The organism is Microbacterium sp. W1-4-2 (genome assembly GCF_058349885.2).
In genome coordinates this window covers 1,539,952-1,556,558 of the sequence record NZ_JBYRJC020000001.1, presented here as the reverse complement: position 1 = coordinate 1,556,558, position 16,607 = coordinate 1,539,952, and the positions used below count along the sequence as shown (strand labels likewise).

Here is a 16,607-nt window from a genome sequence, read left to right as displayed (position 1 = left end):
GCCGCCCTATGGGGGTCGCATGTTCGAGAAGATCCTGGTCGCCAACCGCGGTGAGATCGCCATCCGTGCGTTTCGCGCGGCATACGAGCTGGGTGCGCGCACGGTCGCGGTCTTCCCGTACGAGGATCGGCATTCGCTGCACAGGCTGAAGGCCGACGAGGCGTACCGGATCGGCGAGCAGGGGCATCCCGTGCGGGCGTACCTGGATGTCGACGAGATCATCCGCGTCGCGCGCGAGGCCGGCGCCGACGCCATCTACCCGGGCTACGGTTTCCTGTCCGAGAACCCCGAACTGGCCGAGAAGGCCGCCGCCAACGGCATCACGTTCATCGGTCCGCCCGCCGCGGTGCTCGAGATGGCCGGCAACAAGGTCGAGGCCAAGCGCCATGCGATCGAGGCCGGGGTTCCGGTGCTGCGCTCGACCGAGGCATCCGACGACGTCGACGCCCTGCTCGCACAGGCCGACGAGATCGGATTCCCGCTGTTCGCGAAGGCCGTCGCCGGCGGCGGCGGACGCGGCATGCGGCGCGTCGAGACCAAGGCAGAGCTCGCCCCCGCGCTGGCCGAGGCGATGCGCGAGGCCGGCAGCGCGTTCGGCGACCCGCGGATGTTCCTCGAGCAGGCGGTCATGCGTCCGCGCCACATCGAGGTGCAGGTGCTCGCCGACGCGCAGGGCGACACGGTGCACCTGTTCGAACGCGACTGCTCGATGCAGCGGCGCCACCAGAAGGTGGTCGAGATCGCGCCGGCGCCGAACCTCGACGACGAGATCCGCCGCGCCCTGCACCGGCACGCGGTCGCGTTCGCCCGGTCGATCGGCTACCAGAACGCCGGCACGGTGGAGTTCCTGCTCGAGACGGCGGGGGAGCGGGCCGGCGAGGTCGTGTTCATCGAGATGAACCCGCGCATCCAGGTCGAGCACACCGTGACCGAAGAGGTGACCGACGTCGACCTGGTGCAGGCGCAGATGCGCATCGCCGCCGGGGCGACGCTCGCAGAGCTCGGCCTGCGGCAGGACGACATCCGCCTGCGCGGCTCGGCGGTGCAGTGCCGCATCACCACCGAGGACCCGACGCAGAACTTCCGCCCCGACACCGGCAAGATCACCACCTACCGGTCGCCGGGCGGCGCCGGCATCCGCCTCGACGGTGGTACGACCGCGGCAGGATCCCAGATCAGCCCGCACTTCGACTCGATGCTCTCCAAGCTCATCTGCCGGGGCCGCGACTTCCCGTCCGCGGTCAAGCGCGCCCGCCGGGCCCTCGCCGAGTTCCGCATCCGGGGTGTGGCCACCAACATCCCGTTCCTGCAGGCCGTGTTCGACGACCCCGAGTTCCTCGCCGGCGACGTGTCGACGCTGTTCATCGAAGAGCGCCCCGAGCTTCTGCGCGGCCGTCCCTCGAAGGACCGCGGCACCAAGATCCTCACCTGGCTCGTCGACGCCACCGTGAATAAGCCCCACGGCGCGAACCCGGTGACCGTCGACCCGGTGGCCAAGCTCCCCACGGTCGATCTGACCGTGCCGGCGCCCGACGGGTCGCGTCAGCGCCTGCTGCGCCTGGGCCCGGCCGGCTTCGCCGCCGAGCTGCGCATGCAGAACCGGCTGGCGGTGACCGAGACGACCTTCCGCGATGCGCACCAGTCGCTGCTGGCCACCCGCGTGCGCACGCGGGACCTCGCCGCCGTCGCCCCGTACGTCGCGCGGCTGACGCCGCAGCTGCTGTCGGTCGAGGCCTGGGGCGGGGCGACGTACGACGTGGCGCTGCGGTTCCTCGGCGAGGACCCGTGGGAGCGCCTGGACGCTCTGCGCGAGGCGATGCCGAACATCGCGATCCAGATGCTGCTGCGCGGGCGCAACACGGTCGGCTACACGCCGTACCCCACCGAGGTCACCGACGCGTTCGTGCGCGAGGCCGCGGCATCCGGCATCGACATCTTCCGCATCTTCGACGCCCTCAACGACGTCGCCCAGATGCGACCGGCCATCGACGCCGTGCTCGGCACCGGGACCTCGATCGCCGAGGTCGCCGTCTGCTACACCGGCGACCTGCTGAACCCCGCCGAGGACCTCTACACGCTCGACTACTACCTGCGCCTGGCCGAGCAGATCGTCGACGCGGGCGCCCACATCCTCGCGATCAAGGACATGGCGGGCCTGCTGCGGCCGGGCGCGGCGGCGAAGCTCGTCGCCGCGCTGCGCGACCGGTTCGACCTGCCCGTGCACGTCCACACGCACGACACCGCGGGCGGCCAGCTCGCGACGCTGCTGGCGGCCAGTGCGGCCGGCGCCGACGCGGTGGATGCCGCAGCCGCGCCGATGTCGGGAACCACGAGCCAGCCCTCCCTGTCGGCGCTGGTCGCGGCCCTGGCGCACACCGATCGCGACACCGGCATCGACCTGTCGGCGGTGGCTGATCTGGAGCCGTACTGGGAGGCGGTGCGCCACCTGTACGCGCCGTTCGAGTCGGGGCTGCCCGGTCCCACCGGCCGCGTGTACCACCACGAGATCCCCGGCGGGCAGCTGTCGAACCTGCGCCAGCAGGCGATCGCGCTCGGCCTGTCGGAGGACTTCGAGCTCATCGAGGACATGTACGCCGCCGCCGACGCGATCCTCGGGCGGGTGCCCAAGGTCACGCCGTCGTCGAAGGTCGTCGGCGACCTGGCGCTGCACCTCGCGGCCGTCAAGGCCGACCCGGCAGACTTCGAGGAGCACCCCGAGCGCTACGACGTGCCCGACTCGGTGGTCGCGTTCATGGCCGGCGAGCTGGGCGACCTGCCCGGGGGATGGCCCGAGCCGTTCCGCACCAAGGTGCTGGCGGGGCGCGACCTCAAGCACGGCATCACGCCGATCACCGACGAGCAGGGCGCGGCGCTCGAGGCCGACTCGGCCACCCGGCGGCGGATGCTCAACGAGCTGCTGTTCCCGGCCCCGACCCGTTCGTACCTGCAGCTGCGCGAGCAGTTCGGCGACCTCAGCGTGCTCGACACGGCCGACTACCTGTACGGTCTGGTGCCCGGGACCGAGCACGTCGTCGAGCTCGAGCGGGGCGTGCAGCTGTACGTCGGGCTCGAGGCGATCGGCGAGGCCGACGACAAGGGCATGCGCTCGGTCATGACGACCCTCAACGGCCAGCTGCGGCCGGTGTTCGTGCGTGACCACAGCATCGACGTCGAGGCGCGTCAGGCAGAGAAGGCCGACACATCGAAGCCGGGGCAGGTCGCCGCGCCGTTCTCGGGTGCGGTGACGGTCAAGGTCGTCGAGGGCGAGACCGTCGACGCCGGCCAGGCGGTCGCATCGATCGAGGCGATGAAGATGGAGGCGGCCATCACCGCCCCCGTCGGCGGCGTGGTCGAGCGGATCGTGCTCGCCGGCACCTCGCAGGTCGAGGCCGGGGATCTTTTGGTCGTCATCACTCCGCGGCAGTAGCCTGGAGGGCGGCCCACCCGGGCCCTGATGCTTCTTGGAGACGACCCGCTGTGACGCCCGATCACCCCGACCGTACGCCTGACGAGACCCCCGAGCTCGGCGTTCTGCCCGATGTCGCGCGTGCCGACACCGTCGCTCTCGGGCTTCTGGGTGCCACGACCGCGCAGGTGAGCGTCACGCTCCCGCCCTCCGACGAGGACGACCTGCCCGACGACGATGTCGTCGGCGACGAGCTCGCGTTCGACGACGAGGACGAGTCGGCCGAGGACGCCGATGCCGCGGACGATGGGTCGGCGGATGAGGCGGTCGAGGACTCGCAGCTGGATGCCGCAGCCGACGCCCCCGCAGACGCCGAGGTCGCGGCCGCTGCGGCCGAGGACGACGACGTCGAGGTCGTGGCCGAGGCGGGAAGCCTCGGCGGCGAGCACCAGGAGGCTGATGCAGCCGGCCGCACCGTGATCGACGACGACGAGATCGTGCTCGACGGCGACGACGTCGTGATCGATGCTGATGATGTCGTGATCGGCGACGTCGTGCTCGAACACGCCACGCTCGAAGACATCGAGCCGGAGGACGCCGCGCCGGGGGACGCGGTCGTCGTCGAGGACGTCGACGTCGAGGACGCCGAGGTCGACGAGCCGGTGGTCGACCAGGAGGCGAACGGCTCCGCAGTCGATGCGGAGGCGGCCATCGAGTCCGCCGAAGACGCTGACGCCGACGCGGTCGCCCCCGACGATGCCGATCTCGCGACGGTCCCGGCGAACGGCAATGTCGATGCCGACGACGAGGATGCCGATGATTGGCGCGAGGCCGATCAGCCGTTCGACCGTGCCGCATTCGCCGCGCTCATCGATGACACGATCGCGCGGTACGCGCACGCCGAGGCGGCGCCCGAACTCGACGCCGATGCCATCGTCGAGACGGATGACGTCGATGCCGAGGCGCACGATGCCGAGGCGAACGATGCCGAGGCGAACGATGCCGAGGGTGATGACACGATCGGCGAGGCCGACGACCCAGAAGCCGACGCAGGCGATGTCGTCGCAGACTCAGCGGGCGCCGTCGACGAAGGCCTTGCCGCCGTCGACGCAGACTCCGACCCCGCCGCCGCAGCGGCCGGCTCTCACGATACGGTGGCCGAAGCGGCACCCGAGCCGCGCGGCGCGTATTCCGCCGTCCTCGACTCCGAACCGGTCGACGCCGAACCGATCGATCCCGACCCCGCCGCAGGTGCGCTGGAGGAGGCATCCATGAACGACAAACCCGCCGGACGCGCCCACGACGTGGAGCGCGTGCACACCAAGCGCCCCGAGATCACGCTGACGTCAAAGCGGCTCGGCGAGTTCGACTCCGGCAAGGAGACCTCCGACCTGCTGACCGCCGACCGGCTGCTCGAGCGCGGCAAGATCCTGGGCGCCGAGCCCGAGGGAACCTGGCAGCACTTCGTCTACGCCTTGTCGGGCGGGCGCATCAACCTCGGCGACGGCAAGCGTGCGCGCGAGCGCAAGGAGCTCACCAGCCGCATCGCGGCGCCCCTGACCGGCGGCGCACGGTTCGTGCCGGTGCTCTCGCGCAAGGGCGGCGTCGGAAAGACGACGATCACGACCCTGCTCGGCATGGCCCTCGCCGACGCCCGCGACGACCGGGTGATCGCGATCGACGCCAACCCCGACCGCGGAACCCTGGCCGATCGCATCGCGCGACCGAGCGGCAAGACCGTGCGCGACCTCGCACGCATGCAGGGGGACGTGACCGGCTACAACGACATCTCGACGATCGTCGCCCGGGACGAGACGCGACTCGATGTCCTGGCATCCGATGCCGACCCCCGGGTCTCGGAGGCGTTCAGCGACGACGACTACCAGGACGTGGCGGGCCTTGCCGCCCACTACTACTCGATCGTGCTCACCGACACCGGCACCGGGATCGTGCACTCGGTGATGGGAGCGACCCTCGGCCGCGCCGGCCAGCTCGTGGTCGTGTCGGGCCTGAGCATCGACGAGGCGCGCCTGGCGTCCGAGACCCTCACCTGGCTCGAGACCAACGGCTTCGCCGGGCTCGTGCGCAGCGCCGTCGTGGTGCTCAACAACGCGCGCCCCGGAGCCCCGCTCGTGCGCGAGGACGAGCTCGAAGCGCACTTCACCACGCGCGTGCGCGCCGTGGTGCGAATGCCGTACGACGCGCACATCGCGACCGGCAGCGCCATCACGTTCCACGACCTGCAGCCGGCCACCCGCGAGGCCGCCCGCCGGCTCGCGGTCTCGGTGGTCGAAGGTCTGCGCGAGCACGGCACGGTGGCGGCCTGACGATGGCGGTGCGTGAGATCCGCCTCTTCGGCGACCCCGTGCTCCGTTCCACCGGCGCCGTCGTGACGACCTTCGACGAAGGCACCCGCGCGCTCGCGCGCGACCTGGTCGACACCGTCGAGCTGCCCGGACGCGCCGGGGTCGCGGCATCCCAGATCGGCGTCGGCGTGCGCGCGTTCAGCTACAACGTCGACGGCCGGCTCGGATACGTCTTCAACCCCGTGCTCGTCGAGGTCTCGGGCGAGCCCGCGGCGATCGGGGAGGGATGCCTGTCGGTCCCGGGTCTCTGGCACGACGTGGTGCGCTATCCGCACGCGAAGGTCGAGGGGGTCGACGCCGACGGCAACCCCGTCACGATCGAGGGCGACGGGGTGCTCGCCCAGGCGCTGCAGCACGAGACCGACCATCTCGACGGCAAGCTCTACATCGACCGGCTCGACAAGGAGGCCCGCCGCATCGCGATGCGCCAGATCCGCGAGTCCTCCTGGTTCTGAGCGTCGCGGGCCTCGCGGTCTGTGATCGCCGTCCTATTTCAGCGACAGGCCCGTGGTCGAGGTGGCCGGCAGGTTGTAGATGTCGTCGATCGCCGAGGCGAAGTCCTTCAGGATCACGTTTCGCTTGATGCTGAGCTTGGGCGTCAGGTGTCCGCTGGCCTCGGTCCACTCCGTGGGCAGGATCGTGAACTTGCGGATCGACTCGGCGCGCGAGACGAGCTTGTTCGCGCCGTCGACAGCCCGCTGCACCTCGGCCCGCACCTGCGGATTGGCAGCGCACTGCTCGAGGGTGAGGTCGCCCGGCAGGCCGTTGTTGGCCAGCCACGTCGGCAGCATCTCGGAGTCGAGCGTCACGAGCGCCGCGATGAACGGGCGCTGCTCGCCGACCACGACCACCTGGCTGACCACGGGGTTGGCGCGGATCGGATCCTCGAGCACTGCGGGGGCGACGTTCTTGCCGCCGGCGGTGACGATCATCTCCTTCTTGCGGCCGGTGATCGACAAGAACCCGTCGGCGTCGAACGAGCCGATGTCGCCGGTGCGGAACCAGTCGTCCTCGAACGACGCCGCGGTCGCCTCGGGGTTGTGCCAGTACTCCTTGAACACGTTGATGCCGCGCACCTGGATCTCGCCGTCGTCGGCGACGCGCACGCCGACACCGGGCAGCGGCGGGCCGACCGTGCCGATCTTCGTCTTCGTCGACAGGTTCACGGTCGCCGGAGCGGTGGTCTCGGTCAGGCCGTACCCCTCGAGCACCGTCACGCCGAGGCTCGCGAAGAAGTGCCCGAGCCGTTCGCCCAGGGGCGCCGATCCCGAGATCGCGTAGACGACGTTGCCGCCCATCGCCGTGCGCAGCTTGCTGTAGACGAGCCGGTCGAACACACGGAACTTCAGCCCCAGCCAGAACGGGATCTTGTGCCCGTCCTGCAGCAGGCGCGAGTGCTCGATCGCCGTGCCCGCGGCGGAGCGGAAGATCTTGCCCTTTCCGCCGGACTCGGCCTTCTGCTCGGCCGAGTTGTACACCTTCTCGAACACGCGCGGCACCGCGAGCAGGAACGTCGGCTTGAACGAGCCGAGCGCCGGCAGCAGGTTCTTCGTGTCGGGCTGGTGCCCGGTCTTCACACCGGCGTGGATGTCGAGGATGCTGATGAACCGCGCGAACACGTGCGCGGTCGTGATGAACAGCAGAGTGGATGCGCCCGGCGTCTCGACCACCTCGTGCAGCGACCGCGACGCGTTGCGGGCGAGCTCGACGAAGTTGCTGTGCGTGAGCACGCACCCCTTCGGGCGCCCGGTCGTTCCGGCGGTGTAGATGAGCGTCGCGATGTCGTCGCCCTGGGCCAGCGACCGACGACGAGCGATCTCGTCGTCGGAGACGGATGCGCCGTCGGCGCGCAGCGCGTCCAGCGCCCCGTCGTGCATCGACCAGACGCTGCGGATCAGGGGCAGGTCCTCTTGCGCCTCGGCGAGGCGCTCGGAGTGCTCGGGCAGCTCGGCGATGCACGCGACCGCGCCCGAGTCCGACAGGTTCCACTGGATCTGCGAGGCCGAGCTGGTCTCGTAGATCGGCACCATGACGGCTCCGGCGTAGAACAGCGCGAAATCGACGAGCGTCCACTCGTAGGTCGTGCGGGCGATGAAGCCGACCTTGTCGCCGGGCTGCAGCCCCCCTGCGACGAAGCCCTTGGCGAGGGCGATCACCTGGTCGCGGAAATCGGATGCCGAGACATCCCGCCACCCGTCGCCCTCCGGGACGGCGAACAGCGCGAGGCCCGGCGTGGCAGTGACGCGGTCCTCGAGCAGATCGGTGATGTTGGCCTGCGGGTCGGCAGGCACGATGGCGGGAACGTCGAATGTGACGGGGGTCATTCCGGCATCTCCTTCGGTACCGTTTCGGGGTGCTGTCCCCGAGTCTAGCCCGTGCGAACGCGGTGCCCCTGTGACATCGGGTCTCACGGATTGCGAAACCCGATCTCGCGACAGCGTTGCCGCGCCGTCGATGGGTAGACTTTTCGACGGCACCGGAGGGGAGGGCGGGCGATGTTCTATTGGCTGATGAAGTACGTGGTGATCGGCCCGGTCCTGAAGGCGATCTTCCGCCCGTGGATCGTCGGTCGCCGCAAGGTCCCGACCACGGGAGCGGCGATCCTCGCCAGCAACCACCTGTCGTTCGCGGACTCGATCTTCCTGCCGCTGCTGATCGACCGGCCCGTCGCCTTCCTGGCCAAGAGCGATTATTTCACCGGCCGCGGCATCAAGGGCTGGGCGACCCGCGTGTTCATGAAGGCGACCGGGCAGATCCCCATCGACCGCTCCGGCGGCAAGGCGTCCGAGGCATCCCTCAACACCGGGCTGCAGGTGCTCGGCCGGGGTGAGCTGCTGGGCATCTACCCCGAGGGCACCCGCAGCCCCGACGGCCGGCTGTACCGGGGGAGGACCGGCATCGCGCGCATGGCGCTCGAGGCCAAGGTGCCCGTGATCCCCGTGGTGATGGTCGACACCGACACGATGATGCCGATCGGCCGTCGTCTGCCGCGGATCGCGCGGGTGGGCGTCGTGATCGGCGAACCGCTCGACTTCACCCGGTACACCGGGATGGAGAACGATCGCTACATCCTGCGCTCGGTCGTCGACGAGATCATGGTCGCGCTGCAGCGGCTCGGACAGCAGCAGTACGACGACGTCTACGCTTCGACGGTCAAAGACCGTCTTCCGTCATCTGCGAAGTCGTGATATCCGCCGGCCGGTAGACTTGCCGGATGCTGCAGCACCTCGACGGCCTGGATCACTGGCGGACTCTCCCCATCAAGCAGCAGCCGGAGTGGAACGACGACGAGGCTGTGGCCGAGGCATCCGCTGAGATCGCCTCCATGCCCCCGCTGGTGTTCGCCGGCGAGGTCGACGCATTGCGCGCGAAGCTCGCACGCGCCGCGGCGGGGCAGGCGTTCCTGCTGCAGGGCGGCGACTGCGCTGAGACGTTCGCCGGTGCCACTGCCGACAAGATCCGCAACCGCATCAAGACGGTGCTGCAGATGGCGGTGGTCTTGACCTACGGCGCGTCGCTGCCGGTCATCAAGATGGGGCGCATGGCGGGCCAGTTCGCCAAGCCCCGCTCGAGCGAGAGTGAGACCCGCGGCGACGTGACGCTGCCCGCCTACCGCGGCGATATCGTCAACGGCTACGACTTCACCGAAGGATCGCGCCGCCCCGACCCGCAGCGCCTGCTGCGCGGGTACCACACCGCGTCGGCGACGTTGAACCTCATTCGCGCGTTCACGCAGGGTGGCTTCGCCGACCTGCGCGAAGTGCACAGCTGGAACCAGGGCTTCGCGAAGAACCCCGCCAACCAGCGCTACGAGGGACTGGCCGGCGAGATCGACCGCGCCATCAAGTTCATGGAGGCGGCGGGCGCCGACTTCGACGAGCTGCGCGGCGTGGAGTTCTACACCGGCCACGAGGGCCTGCTGATGGACTACGAGCGGCCGATGACCCGCATCGACTCGCGCACCGACACGCCCTACAACACGTCGGCGCACTTCCTGTGGATCGGTGAGCGCACCCGCGATCTCGATGGTGCGCACGTCGACTACTTCTCGCGCATCCGCAACCCCATCGGCGTCAAGCTCGGCCCGACCACGACGCCCGAGACGACGCTGGCCCTGATCGACAAGCTCGACCCCGAGCGCGAGCCCGGGCGCCTGACGTTCATCACCCGCATGGGTGCGGGCCGGATCCGCGACGCCCTGCCCCCGCTGCTGCAGGCGGTGAAGGATGCCGGAGCCACCCCGCTGTGGGTCACCGACCCCATGCACGGCAACGGCATCACGACGCCGACCGGGTACAAGACCCGCCGGTTCGACGACGTCGTGGACGAGGTGCGCGGCTTCTTCGACGCGCACCGCGAGATCGGCACGTTCCCGGGCGGCATCCACGTCGAGCTCACGGGCGACGACGTGACGGAGTGCCTGGGCGGCTCGGAGCAGATCGACGAGGCCACGCTGGCGACCCGCTACGAGTCGCTGTGCGACCCGCGTCTGAACCACATGCAGAGCCTCGAGCTGGCCTTCCTGGTCGCCGAGGAGCTCGAGCGCCGCTGACCCGGCGGCTGCCGTTCGGCTCGGCTCGGCCTCGGCTGCTCGCCGGGCCCCCCACCGGGGGTCGCTCGCGCCCCGCTGTGGCCCAGATTGCACGAACTGCGCCGATCCTGCGGGTCCGTACGCCGTTTGCGCATCCTCGACCGGGACGGGTCGGCGCTGGACAGAGCGGGCGCCGGGAACCGGCATCCCATCGCCCTGTGGATAACCGAGAATCGGCCACCGGGATACGCGAGTATCGAGCCATGGATGCGCTGCCGAACTGGATGGACGGGGTCGCCTTCACCGTGGCCGAGGGGCGGGCGGCGGGTCTCACGACGGCGTGGATGCGCCGGCCGGAGGTGCTGCGCCCGTTCCACGGCGTGCGCGTGGCCGGCTCGGCAGGGCGTGTCGACGACGGACTGATCGACCGATGCAGCGACCTGCGCGTTGTCCTGCCGGCGGCGGCGCTGTTCAGCCATGCGACGGCCGCGGCGCTGTACGGGATGCCGCTGCCCGCCGACCTCGAGGAGCGGTTGCATGTGCTCCTCTGCGATGCGACGCCGGTCCGGCGCCCGGGCGTCGTCGGCTGGACGCGTTCATCCGCCCCGGACCCCACCGACATCGTGCACGGGCTTCCGGTGACCTCGGCCGCCGACACCTGGGCCATGCTCGCGTCGATGTCGTCGAAGCGCGGCGGGGCACTCACCCGGGAGTGGCTCGTCGCGATCGGCGACCACCTCATCTCGGGCAGGCGCACCAAGTACGGCCGCGAGCCCGCCCTGGCGACGATCACCGAGCTGACCACCGCGATCGACCGGCACGGCAGGCGGCGGGGAGCGGCCGCGCTCGCGTGGGCGCTGCCCCGACTCCGAATGCCGGTCGACTCGCCGCAGGAGACCTTCCTGCGGCTCGGGCTGGTCGCCGCAGGCCTGCCCGAGCCCGTGGTCCAGCCCGGGATCGCCACGAGCGCCGGGGTGCGGCATCCTGATCTCGCGTATCCCGACCAGCGGCTGCTCATCGAGTACCTCGGCGATGTGCACCGCGTCGACAAGGACACCTGGCGCCGGGACCTCACGCGCGTGCAGCTGTTCGAGGACGCCGGCTATCGCGTGATCCTGGTCGGCGCCGACGACGTGACCGATGAGGGGATGCCGGGTCTCGCCGCCCGCGTCCGCCGAGCGCTCGCGAAGTCGCGCTGAGTCGCGGCGAGCCACAGATGCCGTGGCTTCTGGGCGCGGGGCGGACGCCGATCGAGATCGCGCAAACTGCGCGCGCACCGCAGTGAACCGCGCAGTTCGTGCGTTCTCGACGGCAGCGGAAGGCGCGCTCCCCAGCGGTCAGCCGATGGCGATGCCGGTGATCGTGACCCGGCTGCCCGGCAGCTTCATCGTGCCGCCCGCCGGGTCGGTGGACGTCACTTTGTAGATGCCCCAGAAGGGCTGCGGGGGCAGCGAGTCGGTGTTGACCGTGAAGCCGGCGTTCTCGAGGTTCTGCACGGCGTCGCCGAGCTTCTGATTCGTCACGTCGGGCACAGCGCGTGGCGCCGGCCCCTTCGACACCACCAGCGTGATCGAATCGCCGGGCCGCCAGTCGCCGCCGCCCTTGCGCGGCGCGACGCTGATCACGTTCCCCTTGTCGACGTTATCGCTGTAGTCCTGGGTCGTCTTCGGTTCGAGACCGAGGTCGGTGAGCGTCGCGACGGCGTCGTCGGCCGGCTGGCCCACCACGTCCGGCAACGGACCCTTCGAGACCGAGAGGGTCGCCGAGCCGCCCTCGTAGACGACGCATCCCTTCGTGCAGTCGACGGCCTTGTCGCTGTCCCGCGCGGTGAAGGATGCCGCGATCACGGTGCCGTCCTTCGCGTCGGTGAAGAAGTACGCGTCGTCGCCGATCGTCACCTTCGCCCGGCTGAGTCGATCGCGTGCGTCCTGCTCGCTCATCCCCTTCAGGGCCGGGATGTCGTGCGGGGCGGGTCCGTCCGACACGAGGATCGTGATCTTCGCGTCCTTGTCGACGCGTGTTCCGGCGCCCGGCCGGGTGTCGATGACGTTCCCCTTGGCGACGTCGAGGGCGTACGCGTTCTCGCGCACCGGCGTGAGGTGGGCGGCGGCGACGATCTTCTGAGCCTGCACGAAGGTCTTGCCGGCCACGCCGGGCACCGCGATCAGCGATCCGGGTCCCGACCCGAACCACCAGCCGGCGCCGCCGGTGAGCACCGCGGCGAGCACCACGAGCACGAGCAGCCACGTCCCGCGAGTGCGCCGCTGCTTGGCGCGGCTGCGCAGACGCGTCGCGTTGTCGTCGTCCTCGACGGGGACGGTGGGGATGCCGCCGGTCACCGGGAGCACCTTCGTCAGCTCGTGCGAGTCGAGGCGATCGGCCCCCACGATGCCGGCCACGGCGAGCGTGCGCTGCACCTGCGGGGCGATGCCGAGCTGCTGCTCGATCTCGCGCAGCCGATCGAGCATCTCGGCGGCGTCGGCGGGACGCTCGGCCGGTTCCCTCTCGGTCGACCAGAGCACGAGCTCGTCGAGCTGCTCGGGCACGCCCGGGTTCTTCATGCTCGGACGGGGGACGGAGTCGGTCGCGTGCTGGAACGCGATCTGCATCGGCTGCTCGCCCTTGTAGGGCTGCTCGCCGGTGAGCATCTCGTACAGCATGATCCCGAGCGCGTAGATGTCGCTGCGCGCGTCGGCGGTGCCGCGCGTGACCAGCTCGGGGGCGAGGTACGCGATCGTGCCCAGCAGCAGCTGGCCGCTGGCAGTGTTCGCGGTGGTGGCCCGCGCGAGGCCGAAGTCCCCGATCTTGATGCGGCCGTCCTCGGCCAGCAGCACGTTCTCGGGCTTCACGTCGCGGTGGACGATGCCCGCCCGGTGGGCCGCCGAAAGGCCCGAGAGCACGGCATCCATGATCGTCACGGTCTGCGCGACGCTCAGCCGCTTCTGATCCCGAAGCAGCTCGCGCAGCGTGATGCCCGGCAGGTACTCCATGACCAGGTAGGCCATCTCGCCCTCTTGACCCTGATCGAACACGTTCACCACATGCGGATCGGCCAGCCGTGCCGCGGCCCGCGCCTCTTGGATGAACCGGCTCTGGAAGATCGCGTCGTCGCTGAGGTGGCTGTGCATCACCTTGAGCGCGATACGGCGCTCCAGCCGCAGGTCGGTCGCGACGTAGACCGTGGCCATGCCGCCGCGGGCGATGCGCGCGCGCACCCGGTACCGGCCGTCGACAAGCCGCCCGATGAGGGGGTCTGCCTGCGCGCTGGTGCTCACGCTGCGAGTCTACGGAGATATAGCTGAGAGCCAGGGGAGCGGCTCACCCGCGACATCGGGCCGCGAGCGCGGCCCTGTGCGAGCGGCGCGCTCATCCGATGGCGGCGAGCCAGGCGTAGGCCGGCTTCTCCCACTGCGCGTAGGCATTCGGGTAGGCCGAGATCTGCACGGCCTGCGCCGCCTCGGTGAAGTCCATCTGCTCCCACCCGCCGATGTCGAGCAGGCCCCGCGTGTGGCCGGCATTCGGGTTGCCCCGCCCGCCGAAGAACGCGCGCACGGAGCGGTCGGCGTCGCGCACCTGCGCCGCTGTGCCCCATCCCGTGCTCGGACGCTGCTGGAACAGGCCGAGCGAGTCGCGGTCGCCGTAGTCCAGGTTGCGCAGCCCCGACTCCTGCATCGCGGTGCCCAGGGCGATGGCGAGCCCCTTCTTGGGCACGCCCAGCTGCTTGCCGATCCGCACGATGAGGCGCGCGTTGGCCGCCTGCTCGGTCGTGAGCCCGGGGATGCCGCTGGACGGGATGCGGATGCGCTGGCCCGGATAGATGATCGAGTTCCAGTCCATGCCGTTCGCGTGCAGCAGGGCCGTGACGCTCACCCCGTTGGCTGCCGCGATCCCCGACATCGTGTCGCCGGCGAGCACCGTGTAGGCGTCGCCGATCACGGTCGACGCGGGCTCGGGGTTCGGGCTCGTGCTCGGCGCGGGCGCCGCCTTGGCCGGAGCCGGCGCGGACGCCTTGGCCGGCGCGCTCGCCTTGGCCGGCGCGCTCGCGGCGACCGCCCGACCGGGGATCACGAGCTTCTGCCCGGGGTAGATGACCGACGACCAGCGCAGGTGGTTCGCGTTGAGCACCGCCTGCGTGGACTGTCCATGCCGGCGCGCGATCGCGCTGACCGTGTCACCCGAGCGCACCGTGTAGCTCGACCCCTTGACGGTGGCCGGCTGCGTGGTCGTGGTCTTCTTGTGTGTGGATGCCGCAGCCTTCGGCTTCGTGGATGTCGCGGCCTTCGCGCCGCTGGGCGGCGTGAGGCGCAGGACCTGCCCCGGATGGATCACGGCAGACCTCCCCAGTCTGTTCCAGGCCAGCACGTCCTTCCAGTTCAGCCCGTACCGGCCGGCGATCGCGAACACCGTGTCGCCGCGCACCACGCGATGGGTGGCGGGGACACGCCGTGCGGGCGCCGTCTTCGTCAGGGCGGGAGAGCTCGCAGCAGCCACCGCCGGCACGATCCCCGTCCTGGGCGTCAGAGGCGCGCGCTCGGTCACCGGTGCCGCGTGCGCGGGCAGCGCGGTGAGCGAGAGCGCCAGCGACCCGGCGATCGCGGCCGGCAGAGCGACGGCCGTGTGACGGATGGTGCGGTGCGGTTGCTGTGGCACGAGTTTCCCCCCTCGGTGACCATGACACCGTGTCACGGATGTCGATCTGTGTCAACAGGAGATAAAGAGGTGGCCAATGTGACGAATGTGAAGAATGGTGTTTCGACCGACCCTTCCGCGGCATGAGATAGTGGCCTCGTGAGCGCTGAGAACACGGCATCCACGTCCATCGAATGGCTGACCCTGCCTGAGGTCGCCGAACGCCTCGGCGAGAGCATCGGGCGCGTGCACCGCATGCTCGACGATCGCCACTTCGTCGCATCGCGCCGCGACGGCGTCGCACGCGTGCCGGCGGCCTTCCTCGTCGAGGACCGCCCGCTGTCGTCCCTGCGCGGGACGCTGTTCGTGCTGCACGATGCCGGCTTCGACGACGACGAGGCGATCGACTGGCTGTTCGCCCCCGAAGACACGATCGGCCTGCCGCCCATCGATGCGCTGCTGCAGGGGCGCAAGAGCGAAGTGCGTCGCGTGGCCCAGACTCTCGCCTGAGCGCGCCGATCAGGCCGAGCGCAGTGCGGCGGCGCGGGCGAGATCACGCAGCTGCGCCACCGCGGCGTTGCCCAGCCGGGCGCCGCGCAGGGCACGGTCGGCCGCCGCGACGTACTCCCCGATGAGCGTCTCGACGCGTTCGAGTGCTCCGCTGTCTTCGATCGTGCGGCGCAGCGCCGACACCTGCGCCTCATCGAGGCCGGGGTCGCCGACGAGCTCGTCGACGATGCGGCGGGCCGTCGGCGACAGCGCCTCGCGCGCGTACGCGATGAGCACTGTGCGCTTGCCTTCGCGTAGGTCATCGCCCGCGGGCTTTCCTGTGACGCCGGCGTCGCCGAACACGCCCAGCACGTCGTCGCGCAGCTGGAAGGCGAGACCGACCGGGTGGCCGAAGTCCGACAGCGCCTGCAGCTGATCGGCATCGGCGCCGGCCAGCTGCGCGCCGATCAGCAGCGGCTGCTCGACGCTGTAGCGCGCCGACTTGAGAGAGGCGACCCGCAGCGCGCGCTGGGCATGCTCATCGTCGGCGGCGTCCACGTGCGCCGACTCCTCGGCGACGTCGAGGAACTGGCCGATCGTCACGTCCCGCCGCATGGTGGCGTACTGGGCACGGGTGGCCGCGGCGATCTCGCCCGGCTCGGATGCCAGCGACCGCTCCAGCAGGTCGTCGCTGAGGGCCACCAGCAGGTCACCGAGCAGGATGCCGCCGGCGCGTCCGAAGGCCGCGGCATCCCCGTCCCACGACGCCTCGCGGTGCATGCGCTCCAGCCGGCGATGCGCGGCCGGACGGCCCCGGCGTGTGTCGGAGTTGTCGATGAGATCGTCGTGCACGAGCGCCGCGGCGTGGAACACCTCGAGGGCCGCCGCGACGCCCACGACAGAGGCGGGGACGGTGGGCGCGGAGCCCGTGCGGGCCTCGGCGACCGCCTCGAATCCGGTGAGGCAGAACCGGGCGCGCAGACGCTTGCCGCCGACCACGGCATCGGTCGCGGCATCCATCATCGCCAGCGCCTCGGGACCGAAGCCTGTGACCGCGTCGCGCTGGCGTGAGAGGAAGTCATCCAGTTGCTGGGAAAGCGCCGCGATCGGGCCTGGGGAGGATGCCACGGGCCTAGCCTAGTGATCGAACCGACGGGTAGACTCGTAGTAAGAATTCCAGCCGAGG

General features: G+C 70.6%; 11 protein-coding genes. 7 read left to right on the top strand and 4 right to left on the bottom strand.

Features of this window, described 5'->3' with window-relative positions; all coding sequences use genetic code 11:
• Positions 1 to 19: 19 nt before the first annotated feature.
• The 3 genes from AC3RX0_RS07250 to def are packed head-to-tail and all read left to right on the top strand — an operon-like array spanning position 20 to position 6,227.
• The gene (locus tag AC3RX0_RS07250) at positions 20 to 3,427 is read left to right on the top strand and encodes a pyruvate carboxylase (protein ID WP_491505240.1); all 3,408 of its coding nucleotides are present in this window, start codon (positions 20 to 22) and stop codon (positions 3,425 to 3,427) included.
• Positions 3,428 to 3,477: 50 nt separating this feature from the next.
• Positions 3,478 to 5,733 carry a nucleotide-binding protein gene (locus AC3RX0_RS07245; RefSeq protein ID WP_491505239.1) on the top strand — a complete coding sequence of 752 codons (2,256 nt, stop codon included), beginning with the start codon at positions 3,478 to 3,480 and terminating at the stop codon, positions 5,731 to 5,733.
• Between the two features lie 2 nt (positions 5,734 to 5,735).
• The gene (gene def / locus AC3RX0_RS07240) at positions 5,736 to 6,227 is read left to right on the top strand and encodes a peptide deformylase (protein WP_491505238.1); all 492 of its coding nucleotides are present in this window, start codon (positions 5,736 to 5,738) and stop codon (positions 6,225 to 6,227) included.
• Between the two features lie 33 nt (positions 6,228 to 6,260).
• On the opposite strand, the gene AC3RX0_RS07235 is transcribed toward def, so the two are convergent.
• Entirely contained in the window at positions 6,261 to 8,096 is a 1,836-nt protein-coding gene (locus AC3RX0_RS07235; RefSeq protein WP_491505237.1) for an AMP-dependent synthetase/ligase, read from the bottom strand.
• 171 nt (positions 8,097 to 8,267) lie between these two features.
• Between AC3RX0_RS07235 and AC3RX0_RS07230 the strand changes: the two genes are divergently transcribed.
• The 3 genes from AC3RX0_RS07230 (at position 8,268) to AC3RX0_RS07220 (ending at position 11,502) form a co-directional block, all read left to right on the top strand.
• Positions 8,268 to 8,960 carry a lysophospholipid acyltransferase family protein gene (locus AC3RX0_RS07230; protein WP_491505236.1) on the top strand — a complete coding sequence of 231 codons (693 nt, stop codon included), beginning with the start codon at positions 8,268 to 8,270 and terminating at the stop codon, positions 8,958 to 8,960.
• 26 nt (positions 8,961 to 8,986) lie between these two features.
• Positions 8,987 to 10,324 (top strand): class II 3-deoxy-7-phosphoheptulonate synthase, encoded by a 1,338-nt coding sequence (locus tag AC3RX0_RS07225; protein WP_491505235.1) that lies wholly within the window; start codon positions 8,987 to 8,989, stop codon positions 10,322 to 10,324.
• A 242-nt stretch (positions 10,325 to 10,566) separates the two neighbouring features.
• The gene (locus tag AC3RX0_RS07220) at positions 10,567 to 11,502 is read left to right on the top strand and encodes a putative endonuclease domain-containing protein (protein WP_491505234.1); all 936 of its coding nucleotides are present in this window, start codon (positions 10,567 to 10,569) and stop codon (positions 11,500 to 11,502) included.
• Between the two features lie 138 nt (positions 11,503 to 11,640).
• Here AC3RX0_RS07220 and pknB read toward each other — a convergent pair whose 3' ends face one another.
• Together pknB and AC3RX0_RS07210 are read right to left on the bottom strand one after the other, a co-directional pair.
• Positions 11,641 to 13,578 carry a Stk1 family PASTA domain-containing Ser/Thr kinase gene (pknB, locus tag AC3RX0_RS07215; protein WP_491505233.1) on the bottom strand — a complete coding sequence of 646 codons (1,938 nt, stop codon included), beginning with the start codon at positions 13,576 to 13,578 and terminating at the stop codon, positions 11,641 to 11,643.
• Between the two features lie 91 nt (positions 13,579 to 13,669).
• Positions 13,670 to 14,953 carry a LysM peptidoglycan-binding domain-containing protein gene (locus AC3RX0_RS07210; RefSeq protein WP_491505232.1) on the bottom strand — a complete coding sequence of 428 codons (1,284 nt, stop codon included), beginning with the start codon at positions 14,951 to 14,953 and terminating at the stop codon, positions 13,670 to 13,672.
• Positions 14,954 to 15,091: 138 nt separating this feature from the next.
• On the opposite strand from AC3RX0_RS07210, the gene AC3RX0_RS07205 reads away from it, so the two are divergent.
• The gene (locus AC3RX0_RS07205) at positions 15,092 to 15,442 is read left to right on the top strand and encodes an Rv2175c family DNA-binding protein (RefSeq protein ID WP_491505231.1); all 351 of its coding nucleotides are present in this window, start codon (positions 15,092 to 15,094) and stop codon (positions 15,440 to 15,442) included.
• A gap of 9 nt (positions 15,443 to 15,451) precedes the next feature.
• On the opposite strand, the gene AC3RX0_RS07200 is transcribed toward AC3RX0_RS07205, so the two are convergent.
• A complete protein-coding gene (locus AC3RX0_RS07200; protein ID WP_491505230.1) occupies positions 15,452 to 16,549 on the bottom strand; it encodes a polyprenyl synthetase family protein in 1,098 nt (365 codons plus the stop codon).
• Positions 16,550 to 16,607 lie beyond the last annotated feature (58 nt).

What these genes read in the sequence shown, in the direction of transcription:
- AC3RX0_RS07225 (WP_491505235.1), top strand. Translation starts at nt 8,987, where the DNA reads ATGCTGCAGCACCTCGACGGCCTGGATCACTGGCGGACTCTCCCCATC.
- def (WP_491505238.1), top strand. Translation starts at nt 5,736, where the DNA reads ATGGCGGTGCGTGAGATCCGCCTCTTCGGCGACCCCGTGCTCCGTTCC.
- AC3RX0_RS07235 (WP_491505237.1), bottom strand. Translation starts at nt 8,096, where the DNA reads ATGACCCCCGTCACATTCGACGTTCCCGCCATCGTGCCTGCCGACCCG.
- AC3RX0_RS07230 (WP_491505236.1), top strand. Translation starts at nt 8,268, where the DNA reads ATGTTCTATTGGCTGATGAAGTACGTGGTGATCGGCCCGGTCCTGAAG.
- AC3RX0_RS07250 (WP_491505240.1), top strand. Translation starts at nt 20, where the DNA reads ATGTTCGAGAAGATCCTGGTCGCCAACCGCGGTGAGATCGCCATCCGT.
- AC3RX0_RS07220 (WP_491505234.1), top strand. Translation starts at nt 10,567, where the DNA reads ATGGATGCGCTGCCGAACTGGATGGACGGGGTCGCCTTCACCGTGGCC.